At 63.1% G+C, this 15,127-nt stretch carries 17 protein-coding genes and 1 pseudogene; 14 read left to right on the forward strand and 4 right to left on the reverse strand.

The window, feature by feature from the left end:
• The first annotated feature begins 41 nt into the window (after window positions 1-41).
• Entirely contained in the window at window positions 42-1,055 is a 1,014-nt protein-coding gene (locus PFEN_RS04440) for a zinc-binding alcohol dehydrogenase family protein (RefSeq protein WP_191485805.1), read from the forward strand.
• A 316-nt stretch (window positions 1,056-1,371) separates the two neighbouring features.
• Window positions 1,372-1,551 carry a hypothetical protein gene (locus PFEN_RS04445; RefSeq protein ID WP_191485806.1) on the forward strand — a complete coding sequence of 60 codons (180 nt, stop codon included), beginning with the start codon at window positions 1,372-1,374 and terminating at the stop codon, window positions 1,549-1,551.
• 13 nt (window positions 1,552-1,564) lie between these two features.
• Here PFEN_RS04445 and PFEN_RS04450 read toward each other — a convergent pair whose 3' ends face one another.
• Together PFEN_RS04450 and PFEN_RS04455 are read right to left on the reverse strand one after the other, a co-directional pair.
• Window positions 1,565-2,752 (reverse strand): multidrug effflux MFS transporter, encoded by a 1,188-nt coding sequence (locus tag PFEN_RS04450; RefSeq protein ID WP_191485807.1) that lies wholly within the window; start codon window positions 2,750-2,752, stop codon window positions 1,565-1,567.
• Between the two features lie 101 nt (window positions 2,753-2,853).
• Entirely contained in the window at window positions 2,854-3,057 is a 204-nt protein-coding gene (locus PFEN_RS04455) for a heavy-metal-associated domain-containing protein (RefSeq protein ID WP_191485808.1), read from the reverse strand.
• Between the two features lie 148 nt (window positions 3,058-3,205).
• Between PFEN_RS04455 and PFEN_RS04460 the strand changes: the two genes are divergently transcribed.
• The 3 genes from PFEN_RS04460 (at window position 3,206) to cueR (ending at window position 6,455) form a co-directional block, all read left to right on the forward strand.
• Window positions 3,206-3,592 carry a hypothetical protein gene (locus PFEN_RS04460; RefSeq protein ID WP_191485809.1) on the forward strand — a complete coding sequence of 129 codons (387 nt, stop codon included), beginning with the start codon at window positions 3,206-3,208 and terminating at the stop codon, window positions 3,590-3,592.
• A gap of 63 nt (window positions 3,593-3,655) precedes the next feature.
• Window positions 3,656-6,043: a heavy metal translocating P-type ATPase gene (locus tag PFEN_RS04465; RefSeq protein ID WP_191485810.1), complete on the forward strand. Its 2,388-nt coding sequence runs from the start codon at window positions 3,656-3,658 to the stop codon at window positions 6,041-6,043.
• Window positions 6,044-6,053: 10 nt separating this feature from the next.
• Complete coding sequence (gene cueR / locus PFEN_RS04470) at window positions 6,054-6,455, forward strand: Cu(I)-responsive transcriptional regulator (RefSeq protein WP_191485811.1); 402 nt, start codon at window positions 6,054-6,056, stop codon at window positions 6,453-6,455.
• Between the two features lie 36 nt (window positions 6,456-6,491).
• Here cueR and PFEN_RS04475 read toward each other — a convergent pair whose 3' ends face one another.
• Window positions 6,492-7,388 (reverse strand): PA4780 family RIO1-like protein kinase, encoded by an 897-nt coding sequence (locus tag PFEN_RS04475; protein ID WP_191485812.1) that lies wholly within the window; start codon window positions 7,386-7,388, stop codon window positions 6,492-6,494.
• Between the two features lie 598 nt (window positions 7,389-7,986).
• Here PFEN_RS04475 and PFEN_RS31270 point away from each other — a divergent pair.
• Window positions 7,987-8,919: pseudogene (locus PFEN_RS31270) on the forward strand (cache domain-containing protein); the annotation flags it as partial.
• A 129-nt stretch (window positions 8,920-9,048) separates the two neighbouring features.
• Window positions 9,049-9,777 (forward strand): methyl-accepting chemotaxis protein, encoded by a 729-nt coding sequence (locus PFEN_RS31275; RefSeq protein ID WP_412071387.1) that lies wholly within the window; start codon window positions 9,049-9,051, stop codon window positions 9,775-9,777.
• 140 nt (window positions 9,778-9,917) lie between these two features.
• Here PFEN_RS31275 and PFEN_RS04485 read toward each other — a convergent pair whose 3' ends face one another.
• Window positions 9,918-10,706 (reverse strand): AraC family transcriptional regulator, encoded by a 789-nt coding sequence (locus tag PFEN_RS04485; protein ID WP_191485814.1) that lies wholly within the window; start codon window positions 10,704-10,706, stop codon window positions 9,918-9,920.
• A gap of 231 nt (window positions 10,707-10,937) precedes the next feature.
• On the opposite strand from PFEN_RS04485, the gene PFEN_RS04490 reads away from it, so the two are divergent.
• The 7 genes from PFEN_RS04490 (at window position 10,938) to PFEN_RS04520 (ending at window position 15,105) form a co-directional block, all read left to right on the forward strand.
• Window positions 10,938-11,792, forward strand: coding sequence for a MaoC family dehydratase (locus PFEN_RS04490; RefSeq protein WP_191485815.1), 855 nt, complete (start codon window positions 10,938-10,940; stop codon window positions 11,790-11,792).
• Between the two features lie 121 nt (window positions 11,793-11,913).
• Window positions 11,914-12,219, forward strand: coding sequence for a MazG-like family protein (locus PFEN_RS04495; protein ID WP_191485816.1), 306 nt, complete (start codon window positions 11,914-11,916; stop codon window positions 12,217-12,219).
• The gene (locus tag PFEN_RS04500; RefSeq protein ID WP_191485817.1) at window positions 12,216-12,965 is read left to right on the forward strand and encodes a methyltransferase; all 750 of its coding nucleotides are present in this window, start codon (window positions 12,216-12,218) and stop codon (window positions 12,963-12,965) included. Before PFEN_RS04495 ends, PFEN_RS04500 begins: the two co-directional genes overlap by 4 nt.
• A 14-nt stretch (window positions 12,966-12,979) precedes the next feature.
• Window positions 12,980-13,588, forward strand: coding sequence for a DUF4136 domain-containing protein (locus tag PFEN_RS04505; protein ID WP_191485818.1), 609 nt, complete (start codon window positions 12,980-12,982; stop codon window positions 13,586-13,588).
• 15 nt (window positions 13,589-13,603) lie between these two features.
• Window positions 13,604-14,164: a DUF4136 domain-containing protein gene (locus PFEN_RS04510; protein WP_191485819.1), complete on the forward strand. Its 561-nt coding sequence runs from the start codon at window positions 13,604-13,606 to the stop codon at window positions 14,162-14,164.
• Between the two features lie 141 nt (window positions 14,165-14,305).
• Window positions 14,306-14,722, forward strand: a complete 417-nt coding sequence (locus PFEN_RS04515; protein ID WP_191485820.1) for a response regulator — start codon at window positions 14,306-14,308, stop codon at window positions 14,720-14,722.
• An 89-nt stretch (window positions 14,723-14,811) separates the two neighbouring features.
• Window positions 14,812-15,105, forward strand: a complete 294-nt coding sequence (locus PFEN_RS04520) for a hypothetical protein (protein WP_191485821.1) — start codon at window positions 14,812-14,814, stop codon at window positions 15,103-15,105.
• Window positions 15,106-15,127 lie beyond the last annotated feature (22 nt).

A 15,127-nucleotide genomic window follows, 5' to 3' on the forward strand; every position in this document is an offset into this window, starting at 1 on the left:
ATCATGGCGCCATCGAAATCACTGTTCTCTGGAGTGCTCCTATGAAAGCCATTGCCTTCTACGCGTCCCTGCCCGCCAACGACCCGCTGTCGCTGCAGGACATCGAACTGCCGGCCCCGGTCGCCGGCCCTCGTGACCTGCTGGTCGAGGTCAAGGCCATCTCCGTCAATCCGGTGGACACCAAGGTCCGTCAGTTCATGCCGCCGGAGAATGGCGAAGCCAAGGTGCTGGGCTGGGACGTGGCCGGCGTGGTCAAGGCGGTGGGCAGCGAGGTCGGCCTGTTCAAGGTCGGCGACCGGGTCTTCTATGCCGGCTCGCTGACTCGCCCCGGGGCCAACAGCGAACTGCATGTGGTGGATGAGCGCATCGTCGGGCGCATGCCAAACAGCCTGGGGTTTGCTGAAGCCGCCGCCTTGCCCTTGACCGCCATCACCGCCTGGGAGCTGCTGTTCGAGCGCCTGCGGATTGCCGAGGGCAAGGCCGATCAGGGCCAGAGCCTACTGATCGTCGGTGCCGCCGGCGGCGTGGGTTCGATCCTGACCCAACTCGCCAGCCAGTTGACCGGCCTGAAGGTCATCGGTACGGCTTCGCGCCCCGAAACCCAGGACTGGGCGAGGAAACTCGGCGCCGACCTGGTCATTGATCACAGCCGGCCCTTGAGCGAAGAACTCAAGGCACACGGACACCCGCAGGTGACCCATGTCGCCAGCCTGACCCAGACCGATAGCCACCTCGATGAACTGGTCGAAGCCCTCAAGCCCCAGGGCAAGCTGGCCCTGATCGACGATCCGAAGGGCTTCGACATCAGCAAGCTCAAGCGCAAGAGCCTGTCGTTGCACTGGGAGTTCATGTACACCCGCTCGATGTTCGAGACCGACGACATGATCGAACAGCACAACCTGCTCAACCGCGTCGCCGAGCTGATCGATGCCGGGGTGTTGAAAACCACGCTGGGCGAGCACTTCGGCCAGATCAATGCCGCCAACCTGCGCCGTGCCCATGAATTGCTGGAAAGCGGCAAGGCCAAGGGCAAGATCGTGCTGGAAGGGTTCTGAGTCGAATTCCGCGAGTCTATCGACCTGACACCCCCCTCCCCTGTAGGAGCCAGCTTGCTGGCGATGGCGGCCAGACTTACCGGCCTCATCGCCAGCAAGCTGGCTCCTACAGGGGAGCGGCGGTTCTGGAGTCGTGGTTTGATGAGAACGGTTTGCTCCCGCAAAAACCAGAACAACCACCAGTCAGATGTTTGATCCTGGTCATTTGCCAGCAAGAAATCAGCGCTACACTCGTAGCCTCACTGCTGTTTTGGTTTTAATGCAGTCATTTTCAAAAAACAGAGAATGAGTCGTTACCAACAGGAGGAAGTCCGTAATGAAGATACTGGTTAAAGAACTGACCAGGCCCCACGGCAATCAATGGCAGGTCCGTCTGGACCAGCACGTGGTGACCTTCCGTAGCGAATCCGAGGCCCGCGCCTTTGTCAGCACCCTGCAAACCAGGTTGCAGGCCCCCCACGTCTTTCCCGAGCATCAGCAACGCGCCGTTGGCTGATCCCGCCGGGGACCTAGCCCTGAATGACTCGCGCGTGTTGCACGCGACGAGTTGTCATGGCCAGTGTCACCACCAGTACACCGCACAGGCTGATGACCAAGGCCATCGGCACGGCGCTGCCATCGTGCAATATCCCCACCAATGACGCCGCGGCCGCCGCCACGCCGAACTGCAGGCAGCCCAGCGTCGCCGACGCACTGCCGGCGCGCGCGCCCTGGCCGTTCATGGCGCAGGCCGAGGCGTTGGGCAGGATGCAGCCCAGGCTGGAAATACAGATGAACAACGGCACCAGCAAGGGCCACAGTTGTTCCGTGTGCAAGCTGCTGACCGCCAACAGTGCCAGGCCGGCCGCCAGGTAAACCCACACGGCGCGCGCCAGCAGATAGGCCGGGCCGCGCTTGGCCAGCAAGCGGGCATTGACCTGAGCCGTCAGAATGAAACCCGCCGCGTTGCTGCCGAACAGCCAGCCGTAGTGCTCGGCCGGTACCCCATAGAGCTTGATGAACACGAACGGCGAACCGGCGATATAGGCAAACATCCCGGCAATCGCGATACCACCGGTCAAGGCGTGGCCGAGGAACAGGCGGTCGGCCAACAACCGACCGTACTGACGCAGCGCCCCCGACAGTGGCGGGCGCGGATGATTGGCCGGCAGGCTCTCGGGCAGGCCGAGCATCACGGCGATGGCCGCCAATGCACTGAAGAACGTCAAGGCGATAAAGATCGAGTGCCAGCCATAGAGGTTGACCAGTACTCCGCCGAGCATCGGCGCCAGGATCGGCGCCAGCCCCACCACCAGCATCAGTTGCGAGAAGACCTTGGCCGAACCCACCGCATCGCATTTGTCGCTGACCACCGCCCGGGATATCACCATCCCGGCGCAGCCCCCCAGGGCCTGGACGAAACGCGCGGCAATCAGCCACTCCAGGCTCGGGGCAAAGGAACAGGCCAGGGACGCGACAGTGAACAGCGCCACCCCCACCAGCAGCGGCACCCGTCGACCGAAGCGGTCGGCCACCGGGCCGTAGGCCAACTGGCCGATGGAGAGTCCGAGGAAATACACGGCCAGAGTCAGTTGGATATGTTTTTCATCGGTCCCGAACGCGGTGGCCATGGCCGGAAAACCCGGCAGGTAGAAATCGATGGCCAAGGGCGCGAAGGCGCTCAGGGCTCCGAGAATCAGGATGGTTCGCAGGTTCATCAGGGGTCCAGGGAAGATCGGCGCGGGCTGCTAGTCTAGCGGCGCGCGAAGTCCTTGAACATTCTGATAGGTCGCTAACTATTAAAAATACCGGATTCGCGTCAACCCGCCAGCTTCGCCTCATAACCTTCTTCGCTGATCGCGCCGAGCACTTGCTCCGCCGACAGCCGACTGCTGCTGACAACGACTTCCTTCGCCGCCAGGTCGACCCGCACCTCGGCGGTCGAATCCAGCGCCTGGACCGCCTGGGTAATGGCCCGTACACAGTGAGCGCAAGACATACCCTGGACATTGAAGACTTGCATGACACAGCTCCTTTCATGGGGGAATGTCCGTAGTCTCAAGCTTACCACCATGGCAAGGTCAAGTTCCTGACGACACTGCCGGGCTGGCATTCAGCGCGAGCTTGCGCCAAGCTTCGGCATCGACGATCAAACCGTAGGAGATTCAGCCATGCGCTGGTCAGTTTTCAGCCTGTTCGGCCTTCTCAGCCTTTTCGGGGCGAGCCCCTTCGCCAATGCGGCCGGAGAGAACTACGCCGTTCTGATCATTTCTCGCGAGCGCCTGGAAGTCTCCACCTCCTGCGAGATCGGCGTTTATCTCCAGGACCAACTGTCCGCCCGGCTGTTCCAGGAACAGTCCACCTCCTTCAACCTGCCACCAGGCAATGTCTCCGTGCGCTTGAAATCCCTGCCAGGGCAGGCTCCCGGCTGCGCCCCGAGCATGCTGACCACCCCCGAACAGGTGATCAAGCTCAATGGCGGAGATGTGCGCAAGTTCTCCATCGTCGGCGGACCGGAAGGCCTGCGCTTGAAACAAGCACCACTGGGTTATCAATAAGCGCTTGACCTTGCCAGGGGGGCAAGGTTGATCCTTGGGGCAACTTCTCCAGGAGTATTGCCCATGCTCGAATCCACCCTCTTCGACCTGCCGATCGCCGGCATGACCTGCGCCAGTTGCGCCGGCCGGGTCGAGCGCGCCTTGAGCAAGGTGCCAGGCGCCAGTGCCGTGAGTGTCAACCTTGCCACCGAACAGGCCCGCGTCCAGGCCCCGGCCGACAGCCTGCCGGCGCTGCTCAGTGCCGTCGAACAGGCCGGCTACAGTGTACCCACGCAAACCCTGGAACTGGATATTGGCGGTATGACCTGCGCTTCCTGCGCGGGCCGGATCGAGCGCGCCTTGAGCAAGGTGCCCGAGGTGCGGCGGGTCAGCGTCAACCTGGCCAGTGAACGGGCCCATCTGGATCTGCTCGGCCAGGTCGATCCCGCCGTGCTGATCGCCGCGGTCACGGCTGCCGGTTACACCGCCAGCCTGCGGCAAAACGAGGCCGCCGGCGCCCTGGATCAACAGCGGCGCCTGAACCGCGAGCGCATGTCGCTGTTGCTGGCGATTGCCCTGGCCCTGCCGCTGGTGGTGCCGATGCTGGTCCAGCCGCTGGGCTACCACTGGATGCTGCCGGCCTGGTTGCAATGGGCGCTGGCCACGCCGGTACAGTTCATCTTCGGAGCACGCTTCTATGTCGCCGCCTGGAAAGCCGTCAAGGCTGGAGCTGGCAACATGGACCTGCTGGTCGCCCTCGGTACCAGCGCCGGCTATGGCCTGAGCCTGTATCAATGGGCCAATACCGCCCCGGGCAGCATGCCTCATCTGTATTTCGAAGCCTCGGCGGTGGTGATCGCCCTGGTGCTGCTGGGCAAGTACCTGGAAAGCCGCGCCAAGCGCCAGACCGCCAGTGCCATCCGTGCCCTCGAAGCCTTGCGTCCGGAGCGGGCGATCCAGGTGCTGGATGGCCGAGAGCAGGACGTGGCCATCAGTGCCCTGCGCCTCGATGACCTGGTGCTGGTCAAGCCCGGGGAACGTTTTCCGGTGGACGGCGAGGTAGTCGAAGGCCGCAGCCACGCCGATGAGGCGTTGATCAGTGGTGAAAGCCTGCCGGTGCCCAAGCAGCCCGGTGACCCGGTCACTGGCGGTGCCATCAACGGCGAAGGTCGGTTGCTGGTGAAAACCCGGGCATTGGGCGCCGAAACCGTATTGGCGCGAATCATCCGCCTGGTCGAGGACGCCCAGGCCGCCAAGGCACCGATCCAGAAGCTGGTGGACAAGGTCAGCCAGGTGTTCGTCCCCAGCGTCCTGCTGCTGGCCCTGGCAACGCTGATCGGCTGGTGGCTGCACGGCGCACCGTTGGAGACCGCGTTGATCAATGCGGTGGCGGTGCTGGTGATCGCCTGCCCCTGTGCCCTGGGCCTGGCGACGCCAACGGCGATCATGGCCGGCACCGGCGTGGCCGCCCGCCACGGCATCCTGATCAAGGACGCCGAAGCCCTGGAACGCGCCCATGAAGTCAGTGCCGTAGTCTTCGACAAGACCGGCACCCTCACTTCCGGCACGCCACGCATCGCTCACCTGGTCACTGCCGACGCGGATGACGACAACGCGCTGCAACTGGCCGGCGCCCTCCAGCGCGGCAGCGAACATCCCTTGGCCAAGGCGGTGCTGGACGCCTGCGCGGAACGCGGCCTGGCCCTGGAGAATGTCAGTGACAGCCGGGCGCTGAGCGGACGCGGTATCGCCGGGCGTCTCGGCGAACGCGCCCTGGCACTGGGCAATCAACGCCTGCTGGATGAAAGCGGCCTGGACGCCGGCGCGCTGGCAACGTCGGCGAGCACCTGGGAAGCCGAAGGCCGGACCTTGTCCTGGCTGATCGAGCAAAGCCCGCAACCGCGCGTGCTGGGCTTGTTCGCCTTCGGCGACACGCTCAAGCACGGTGCCCTGCAAGCCATCGAGCAGCTCAAGGCCCGGCAGATCAGCAGCCACCTGCTGACCGGGGACAACCGCGGCAGCGCCCGGGTGGTCGCCGAGGCCTTGGGCATCGATGATGTTCACGCGCAAGTGCTGCCGGCGGACAAAGCCGCCATCATCACAGCGTTGAAGCTACAGGGGGTAGTGGCAATGGTCGGCGACGGCATCAACGACGCCCCGGCCCTGGCCGCCGCCGATATCGGCATTGCCATGGGCGGCGGTACCGATGTCGCCATGCACGCGGCGGGCATCACCCTGATGCGCGGCGATCCGCGGCTGGTGCCGGCGGCCCTGGAGATCAGCCGCAAGACCTACGCAAAGATCCGCCAGAATCTGTTCTGGGCCTTCGTCTATAACCTGATCGGCATTCCCCTGGCCGCCTTCGGCCTGCTCAACCCGGTTCTGGCCGGCGCGGCCATGGCCTTGTCCAGTGTCAGCGTGGTGAGCAATGCGTTGCTGCTCAAGACCTGGAAACCCAAAGACCTTGACTGAAGGAGTTGTCATGAACATCGGCCAAGCAGCCCGCCAGAGCGGCCTGAGCGCGAAGATGATTCGCTACTACGAAGCCATCGGCCTGCTCAAGGTCGCCAGCCGTACCGACAGTGGCTACCGCTTGTACAGTGAACAGGACTTGCACACCCTGGCGTTTATCAAGCGCTCGCGGGACCTGGGCTTCTCCCTGGAAGAGGTCGGCAAGCTGCTGACGCTCTGGCAGGACCGCCAGCGCGCCAGCGCCGACGTGAAAGCCCTGGCACGCCGGCATATCGATGAATTGAACCACAAGATCGAGGAATTGGCCGGTTTGCGCGATACCTTGCAGGACCTGGTGGAACACTGCCACGGCGATCATCGGCCCGATTGTCCGATTCTCAAGGATCTGGCGTCGGGAGGCTGCTGCAAATAAAAAATCCGGCCAAGGCCGGATTTTCCATTCACGCGATCAATGCTGCATCCACGGCGGAGGCGGCTCCTCGGCCTTGCTCGGCGGTTTGTCATCCGCCGCGCGGATCGCCTGGCGGCGCTCCTCCTCGAATCGCGCGGCTTCGATCTCGCGCATCACACTGCCGACATCCGCCAGTTCTTCCGGATCGTCGAACTCACCCGTCAGAACACTGCCCGGATGCAAGGTGCCGGCCTCGAACAACGCCCACATCTCCTTGGCGTAGCGCGTGTGCTTGAGTTCCGGGGCGAAACGCCCGAAATAGGCCGCCATGTTGCCGACGTCCCGCTCCAGCATGCTGAAGGCATGGTTGTTACCCGCCGCATCCACCGCCTGGGGCAAGTCGATGATCACCGGCCCCTGCGGCGTCAACAGCACGTTGAACTCCGACAGGTCACCGTGCACCAGACCGGTACACAACATCAGTACGATCTGCGAAATCAGGAACGCGTGATACTCGCGCGCCTGATCCGGCTCCAGCACCACATCGTTGAGGCGCGGCGCGGCATCGCCGTACTCGTCCGCCACCAATTCCATCAACAGTACGCCTTCCAGGAAGTCGAACGGCTTGGGCACCCGTACCCCGGCGCTGGCCAGACGGAACAACGCCGCCACTTCCGCGTTCTGCCAGGCGTCCTCGGTCTCCTTGCGGCCGAACTTGGACCCCTTGGCCATGGCGCGGGCCTGCCGGCTGTTGCGCACCTTGCGGCCTTCCTGATACTCGGCCGCCTGACGAAAACTTCGTTTATTCGCCTCCTTGTAGACCTTGGCACAACGTAGCTCGTTGCCACAGCGCACCACATAAACCGCTGCCTCTTTACCACTCATGAGTGGGCGCAGCACCTCGTCGACCAGACCGTCCTCGATCAGGGGTTCAATGCGTTTTGGAGTCTTCATCAGCTTTTATTGTGGGTCCTTTATTGCCAAACACGCGAATGTCACTCGTTATACGGCAATCCTCTCACAGCGGGGAGAGGATGCCGACCTCGAATACTCTCCAATGCACTCAATGTGCCAGATTATTCCGACGAATCGGCCAGGAGAAAACGGCGTCTCAAGAGAATAGCCAAGGATTATCAAGCGGTGGTTCATGCAACACCTTGTCATTTCCGACCACGATTGAAAGCCCAATGCTCAGAAAAGATCAGAATATTCGCCGTGTACCTCAACTTTTTTCCGCGCCAGCCGAAGGCTTTTAAGACTAAAGGCGTTTTTGTCGGACAATCAGCACGCCGCCAGCGAAACGGATGTTCAGCACACCCACCACTTGCACAACTGCCCTATACCGACCACACGTGCTCGGCACGCCTGGGGTCTACAAGAAAATTCTGGAGCGCGGATGAACATCAAGCAGAAACTGACCTGGGCGTTTGCAATCGTCGCCTGCTTACCGGTGGTACTGGTTGCCACCCTGGTGGTGCTGAACCTGCGTAGCGAAGCCCGCAGCAACTTTGTCGACGGCAGCGGTCGGGAGATCCGCCAGGTCAGCAACGCCATGCAGTTGTTCTTCGACGGCGTCAGCCAGAACGTCGAATACCTGACGAACCAGCCGTTGATAAAAAATTCCGACGGCGCGATCAAGGGCTACATGAACGCCGATGCCGCACAAATTGCCCTTAACGAGCAGGACAAACAGATCTACGACCTGCTTGAGGGCATGAGACAGGCCCATCCGGCTTATTCCTATGTGTCCTACGGCGTTGGCAACGGTGGCTACGTCTCGACGCCAGCCGACCCGAAACTGGCCAACTACGACCCACGTGTCCGGCCCTGGTACAAGACCGCGATCGCCAATCCCGGCAAGACCCTGCGGACCTCCGCCTACTACTGGGCGGCCGACGATGCCGTCATGATCGGTACCGTGCGCACCGTGGACAACAAGCTGGGACCCCAGGGTGGCGTGGTCGGCGTCGACGTGACCCTCAAGCAACTCACCGAGATCGTCAAGCAGATCAAGCTCGGTGAAAGCGGCTACCTGATGTTGATGGAGAACAGCGGCAACCTGTTGGTGGACCCCAAGGCACCCGAGCACAACTTCAAGGCCCTGGGCAGTCTCGGTGGCGGTTATGCCGACCTGGCCAAGGCGGGCAAGGGCCTGGTGGAAGTCGACATCAACGGCGAGCACTACATGGCCAATGTCTGGCCGTCCGAGCAGTTGGGCTGGACCTTTATCGGCCTGATCAAGCAGAGTGAGGTGATGAGTTCGGCCAACCAGTTGACCTGGCTGGTGGCGATCATTGCCGCCGTGCTCGCGGTGATCTTCGCCATCGTCGGCGCCAGCTTCGCTGGCCTGATCATTCGGCCGATCCGTAGCGTCGCCAGCGGCCTGGAAGGCATCGCTCAGGGCGAAGGCGACCTGACCCAGAACCTGCAGATCCGTGGCAACGACGAAACCGCGCAACTGGCGAACTGGTTCAACCAGTTCCTCGGGGCGATCCGCAGCCTGATTCAGCACATCGGTTTGTCGGCGAACAAGATTCTCGATTCATCGCATAACTCCACCCGGGTTTCCGGGGACATGGCCGACGCCGCCGGACGCCAGCGCGAGGCGGTAGACATGGTGTCGACGGCCTTCCACGAGATGGTCGCCACCGCCAACGAAGTCGCCCGCTCCTGCAGCCAGGCCGCCGAGTCGGCCGACAGCGGCCAGCGCCAGGCCCGTGAAGGCCAACAGCAGATCGATGCGGCGGTCAGCAGCGTCGACCAGTTGAGCCGTGAGATCGAGCAGTCAGCCCAGTCGATGCAGCAACTGGAGAGCGACAGCAACAATATTCAGTCGATTCTCGGCACTATTCGTTCAATTGCCGAACAGACCAACCTGCTGGCGCTCAACGCCGCCATCGAAGCGGCCCGGGCCGGTGAACAAGGCCGTGGCTTTGCGGTGGTGGCCGACGAGGTGCGGGCCCTGGCCAAGCGCACCGCCGACTCCACGGCGGAAATCGACGGGCTGCTCGGTAACCTGGCCAAACGCACCAGCCAGGTCGCCCAGCAGATGCATGCCAGCCTCGAGGTGTCGCAGGAGTCGGTGAACCGCATCGGCCTGGCGCGCACCAGTTTCGGACAGATCCGCGAATCGGTGGACGTGATCCGCGATATGAACACGCAAATCGCCACCGCGGCGGAAGAGCAGCACCACGTCGCCGAAGACATCAATCGGCATATCAGCCAGATCCATGGCGATGCGCAATTGGTGGCGGAACTGGCGAACTCGGCGCGGCTCGACTCCCAGGGCCTGGCGGGGCTGTCCAGCGAACTGGATGCATTGGTCAAGCGCTTCCGCACCTGATACTCAAGATAGCCGCCCCCAATGTAGGAGCAGTGCTTGGGTGGGAGCGCTGCTTGCCCGCGAAGAGGCCCTTGAGGGCGCTAAAAAGCTTCGCGGGCAAGCACCGCTCCCACACGCATCCACAATGAGCCTCTCTGTGCTCAATGGCGGAACAGCTCACCCGGCGTATAGCCGAACAAGCCCTTGAACGCGGCGATAAACGCCGACGTCGAGTCATAGCCACAGGACAGCGCGGCCCGGGTCACGCTGTCGCCCTCCTCTAGCACACTGAGCGACGACAACAATCGCGCCCGCTGGCGCCAGCCACGAAAACTCAGGCCGGTCTCGCGCTGAAACAGTCGCATCAAGGTTTTTTCCGACATGCCCAGACGCCCGGCCCACTGCCCCAGGGTCACATCCAGTTCCGGGTTTTCAATCAGTTCGTTGCACAAGTCGAGCAACCGCGAATGGCGCGGCAACGGCAGCGAGAAGCCCACTTCCGGTAGCTCCGACAACTGGTCCAGCAGCACCTGAACCAGGCGCCCCGCGCTGCCATCCTCGGGATAGTCGGCCGGCAACAGACAGAAACGCTTGATCAACTCCCGGGCCAGCGGCGTGACCTCCAGCACCCGGCAGCGCGCCGGCGCCCACTGGCAATCCTCGCGACGCACGTACAGGCTGCGCATTTCCGCGCGCATCGAAGTGACCACTTCATGTTCCAGCCCCGCCGGAATCCAGACCCCCCATTGCGGTGGCGCGAAGAAGCTGCCCTCGGCAGTGTGCACCCCCAGCACCCCGCTGATGGCATAGGAAAACTGCACCCAGTCATGGCGATGACGAGGCGTCCACGACCCAGCGCCCAGGCTCTCGGCCCGGGCATACAGCGGGCGTGGCAGGGTTGCCAGCACGGGGATCTGTCGCTGGGGGCCCCGTTGTCCGTTAGTCGGCATGGATGAACCTTATGTCGCAAGACGGCTTGCAGCTGCGACATTAGGCCAAGCAATCCATTCTTACAATGCCATCGGTGCCATCTCTGCTGGCCCTCAACACTCGACAATTGCTGGCCCCTACGAGCGCGGTAATGCGACACAATGAATTCGGCCTATCATTCGAAGGATATTTCCCATAAAAATGAAGGCTTTTTCCCACAAATACAGCAACTGCTCATTAGGAACCCGCGCATGGCCGTGAACTGGCAATACCTGACCACTGCGCCCAGCCTGCCCACGCTGTACCTGCGCGCCGCCACGCGACGCGTAATTACCGGGCGGACATTGCCTGATCGGGGGCTACGCAGTTGGGTGACCGTCAATGACCAGCGCCTGGCCGCCTATCGCAGAGTCTGTGGTTTTCCCGACAACGGGCCGATGCCCGCGACCTACCCCCATGTGCTGGCCCTGCCGCTGCAATTGCAACTGCTGACGGCCAAGGATTTTCCCTTCCCGCTGCCGGGCCTGGTACACCTGAGCAATCGTATCCGCCTCCTGCGGCCCTTGGGCGGCCCCGGTAATCTGCGGATCGGTGTACAGGTGCGCAACCTGCAACCGCATGCCCGTGGCGCAACCTTCGATCTGCTCACCCAGGTCGATGACGCGCTCGGACCACTGTGGGAAGCCGAAAGCCGGGTACTCTGTCGGGGCGTAATCCTGGACGCCAAGCCGCCGAAGAAAAACAAGGCCACGTCCTGGCCCCTGCTGGAGCTGTCGCACTGGCAGGTTCCCGCCGATATCGGCCGGCAGTACGCCAGGGTTTCAGGCGACTACAACCCGATCCATCTGACGGACCTGAGCGCCCGCCTGTTCGGTTTTCCCCGGGCCATCGCCCATGGCCTGTGGAACAAGGCCCGGATCCTGGCGGCCCTGCAGGCACATCTACCGAGCGCGAATATCGAGATCGAGGTAACGTTCAAGAGGCCGGTGCGCCTGCCCGGCGAAGTCGGACTGTGGGCCAGTGCGCCAGGGGCGAACGGCGCGTTCATGCTGTCCGGCGCCAAGGGACTGGAGCATCTGCGCGGGGTTTGGCAACCCATCAGCTGACTCCGCGGGCCTACCCGCCCTGACGAATATTTCATCTTCCGCGGGTGTTATCCCTACAGCAAGCCCCTTGCTTCCCGTTCTTATCCACCGGAAGCTAGGCGCCTTGAAGGAGAACCCCCGCATGAACCTCGACGAACTGACCCAACGCCTGCACGGCATCCGCGATCGCAACGACTGGAAAGTTTTCCACAGCCCGAAAAACCTGGCCATGGCCGCCAGCGTGGAGATGGCCGAGCTGGTGGAGATTTTCCAGTGGCTCAGCGAGGACCAATCGCGCCAGCTGCCGCCGGACAAGCTCGCCCATGCCGGGCAGGAAGTCGGTGATATCGTCCTGTATCTGCTCCTGCTGTGCAGCGAGCTGGGGCTGGACATGAACGAGGTGGTCCGCGCCAAGCTGGCCGACAGCGAACGGCGCTTTGCCCAATGAGCGACCGTCACTTCGATCAGTTGGCGACCCGCTTCGCCGAAAAAATCTACGGCGGCGCCAAGGGCGCGATCCGCCTCGCCGTGCTCCAGGCCGACCTGACCGAGAGCTTGCCGCAGCGCCCGTTGCGGGTGCTGGATATCGGCGCGGGCCTGGGTCATATGTCATTGTGGCTGGCCGAACGCGGTCATCAGGTAACCCTGGCCGAACCCGCCGAACCGATGCTCGAGGGCGCGCGCCAGCGCTTCGCCGACGCCGGCCAACACGCGACCTTCATCCAGGCACCGTGGCAGGACCTGCTCGGCCAGCTCAGCGAACCCTATGACCTGGTGCTCTGCCACGCCGTGCTCGAATGGCTGGCCGAACCCCATGCGATCCTGCCGGTGCTGCGCCAGCTGTGCAAGCCGGATGGCTGGCTGTCCCTGGCCTTCTACAACCGTGATGCATTGATCTACCGCAACTTGCTCAAGGGCCATTTCCGCAAGATGCGCAAGAACGACATGGCCGGCGAAAAGCAAAGCCTGACCCCGCAGCAACCGCTTGATCCGCGCGAGCTGGCGGCGCAACTTGAAAGTCTGTGGCGTGTCGAAACCCAGAGCGGGATCCGGGTTTTCCACGACTACATGCCGATTGAATTCCAGGCCCGCGCCGCGCTGGCGGACCTGCTGGAAATGGAGCTGGCCCACCGTCGCCACCCCGCTTTTGCCGGCCTGGGACGCTACCTGCACTGGGTCTGCCGTCCGCTCTGAATGTGGAGGATGCAATGAGTCGCCGTTTTTATCTGCTCGCACTGTGCCTGGGGATAAGTGCCTGCCAGAGCAACAATCCCTACACCGCCAGCTCCCGGCCCCTGCCGCCCGCTCCGTTGCAGGCGCCCCATGGCCCGGACATGAGCGCCTATCCGGCGCCCCCACGGGACTATGCACGCTATCGCACCTGGGCCTGGGTCAATGATCAACTGCCCGCCGGCACCACCTGGGCCGACCCGGCGCAGTTGGCCGAAGTGGTCGGCAACGCCCTCGAACAGCAGGGTTTGCGCCCACGTCGCGACCGCGCGCCAGCGGACCTGCGGGTCAGCGCCGACCTGCATGTGGAAAAACGCCTGCGCCAGGTCCAGGAAGACTATGGTTATGCCGGCGCGTATGGCGGCGGCCCCTACGGGAATCGCTACGGCATGTACAACAGTGTCCCGATCGTGCGCACCTATGAGGTGCAAGTGCTCGTGGTGCGTATCAGCTTGTTCGACGCCGGCACCGGCCAACCGGTCTGGAGTGCCAGCGCCGAGACCGGCACCCAGGGCAATCAGCTTGAGCGCGCGGATGCCTTGCGCGAAGCCGTGGGCAGAGCCCTGGCCAGTTATCCACCCAGCTAGCCCCGGAGAAAAAGCATGTTCCGCCGTCTCGCTTTAGTGGTTTTTGCCGTGCTGCTCAGCGCCTGCGAAACCACCCAGGTCAACCACGACTTCGACGCCAGCCGCGACTTCGCCAGTTACCGCAGTTGGAGCTGGAAAGAGCCCGCGCTGCAGTACCGACCGGACGATCCGCGGATCAAGAGTGACCTGACCGAACAGCGGATTCGCCAGGCGGTTGGCGAGCAGTTGGACCAGCGTGGCTTACGCCCGGCCGTGGACGCTGGCAAGGCCGATGTGAAGGTGCAGGCATACCTGATCGTCGACAACCGCCAGCAGCAGGTCAGCACCAGCTACGGTGGCGGTTGGGGTGGGCCGTGGCAAGGCGGTCTCTGGGGTGGGCCGGGCTACACCGAAACCCGCAACGTCGACTATCAGGTCGCGACGATCCAGATCGATCTGTTCGATGGCAAGGACGGCAAGCTGGTCTGGCGCGGCAGTGCCGAGCAGACGGTCAATGACCGTTTGACACCGGCCGAGCGCGGCGCGGCGATCAACCAGGCAGTGGCCAAGTTGATGACGGCGTATCCGCCGAGGTAATCGCGCGCGCAGGGCCGCCGCCAGCACCCGGCCTTCGTCATCAAGCCACAGCCGCAAGCCATCGGCCTCCGGTCGAGCGCCGGCCTCATCCATTCCAGGAGGCGCTACACTGAAAAGCGAACTCAGTGACAGGGATTGCACATGAATACCTCCTCCCTCCCACGCCAACAGCTCCTCCTCGTGGACGACGAAGAGGACGCCCTGCTGGAGCTTACGCGACTACTGGAGGGCGAAGGCTTTTGCTGCTTCAGCGCCACCACCGTCAAGCGGGCGCTCTCGCACCTGATGCGTCACCCGGACATCGCCCTGGTGATCACCGACCTGCGCATGCCGGAAGAAAGCGGCGTGCCACTGATCAAGCGTCTGCGTGAACATACCTCGCGCCAGCACCTGCCGGTAATCGTCACCTCCGACCAAGCCGACATGGACGATGTCAGCGACATGCTGCGGCTCCAGGTCCTGGACCTGTTCCGCAAACCCATCTGCCACGAGCACCTGCTGGAAACCCTCAACAACCTGTTTCCGCAGCCTCGGATGCATCTGGGCCACCTCTCTTGATGCACTGTCTGGACAACCTTCGGGGGGGCCTGTAAAACCTGCTCCCAACGAGCGCGGCGCATCAGTCGACTCATTCATCAGGGGTACCTATGCAGGTAGAGAGTTTTTTCGAATGGCTGGGCCAGGCACTGGGCTCGGTCATTCGCTTTATCATCGATGGCCTCAGCGGCTTCTTCCACATGCTGACCCATGCCGGCGGCAACTTTATCGACGGGTTCGCCCGCGCCCTGGGCATGAGCCCCTCGATCTTCAGCATCCTGATCCTGATCCTCGGCCTGATGCTGCTCTATTCGGCGGTCCGGGCCTTCATGCGCGCCTCGATCTTTCTCGGCATCCTCTGGCTGATCCTCGGCCTCTGGCTGTTGAGCTGGATCATTCACTAGTTACAATGCCGGCTCTGCCAAG

Origin of the sequence: Pseudomonas sp. FEN (genome assembly GCF_904067045.1) — a bacterium.
Classification (GTDB): Bacteria; Pseudomonadota; Gammaproteobacteria; order Pseudomonadales; family Pseudomonadaceae; genus Aquipseudomonas.

Bases quoted from the DNA above. Each gene is read 5' to 3' on its own strand.
- PFEN_RS04440 (WP_191485805.1), top strand. From the start codon at position 42: ATGAAAGCCATTGCCTTCTACGCGTCCCTGCCCGCCAACGACCCGCTG.
- PFEN_RS04445 (WP_191485806.1), top strand. From the start codon at position 1,372: ATGAAGATACTGGTTAAAGAACTGACCAGGCCCCACGGCAATCAATGG.
- PFEN_RS04450 (WP_191485807.1), bottom strand. From the start codon at position 2,752: ATGAACCTGCGAACCATCCTGATTCTCGGAGCCCTGAGCGCCTTCGCG.
- PFEN_RS04455 (WP_191485808.1), bottom strand. From the start codon at position 3,057: ATGCAAGTCTTCAATGTCCAGGGTATGTCTTGCGCTCACTGTGTACGG.
- PFEN_RS04460 (WP_191485809.1), top strand. From the start codon at position 3,206: ATGCGCTGGTCAGTTTTCAGCCTGTTCGGCCTTCTCAGCCTTTTCGGG.
- PFEN_RS04465 (WP_191485810.1), top strand. From the start codon at position 3,656: ATGCTCGAATCCACCCTCTTCGACCTGCCGATCGCCGGCATGACCTGC.
- cueR (WP_191485811.1), top strand. From the start codon at position 6,054: ATGAACATCGGCCAAGCAGCCCGCCAGAGCGGCCTGAGCGCGAAGATG.
- PFEN_RS04475 (WP_191485812.1), bottom strand. From the start codon at position 7,388: ATGAAGACTCCAAAACGCATTGAACCCCTGATCGAGGACGGTCTGGTC.
- PFEN_RS31275 (WP_412071387.1), top strand. From the start codon at position 9,049: ATGGTGTCGACGGCCTTCCACGAGATGGTCGCCACCGCCAACGAAGTC.
- PFEN_RS04485 (WP_191485814.1), bottom strand. From the start codon at position 10,706: ATGCCGACTAACGGACAACGGGGCCCCCAGCGACAGATCCCCGTGCTG.
- PFEN_RS04490 (WP_191485815.1), top strand. From the start codon at position 10,938: ATGGCCGTGAACTGGCAATACCTGACCACTGCGCCCAGCCTGCCCACG.
- PFEN_RS04495 (WP_191485816.1), top strand. From the start codon at position 11,914: ATGAACCTCGACGAACTGACCCAACGCCTGCACGGCATCCGCGATCGC.
- PFEN_RS04500 (WP_191485817.1), top strand. From the start codon at position 12,216: ATGAGCGACCGTCACTTCGATCAGTTGGCGACCCGCTTCGCCGAAAAA.
- PFEN_RS04505 (WP_191485818.1), top strand. From the start codon at position 12,980: ATGAGTCGCCGTTTTTATCTGCTCGCACTGTGCCTGGGGATAAGTGCC.
- PFEN_RS04510 (WP_191485819.1), top strand. From the start codon at position 13,604: ATGTTCCGCCGTCTCGCTTTAGTGGTTTTTGCCGTGCTGCTCAGCGCC.
- PFEN_RS04515 (WP_191485820.1), top strand. From the start codon at position 14,306: ATGAATACCTCCTCCCTCCCACGCCAACAGCTCCTCCTCGTGGACGAC.
- PFEN_RS04520 (WP_191485821.1), top strand. From the start codon at position 14,812: ATGCAGGTAGAGAGTTTTTTCGAATGGCTGGGCCAGGCACTGGGCTCG.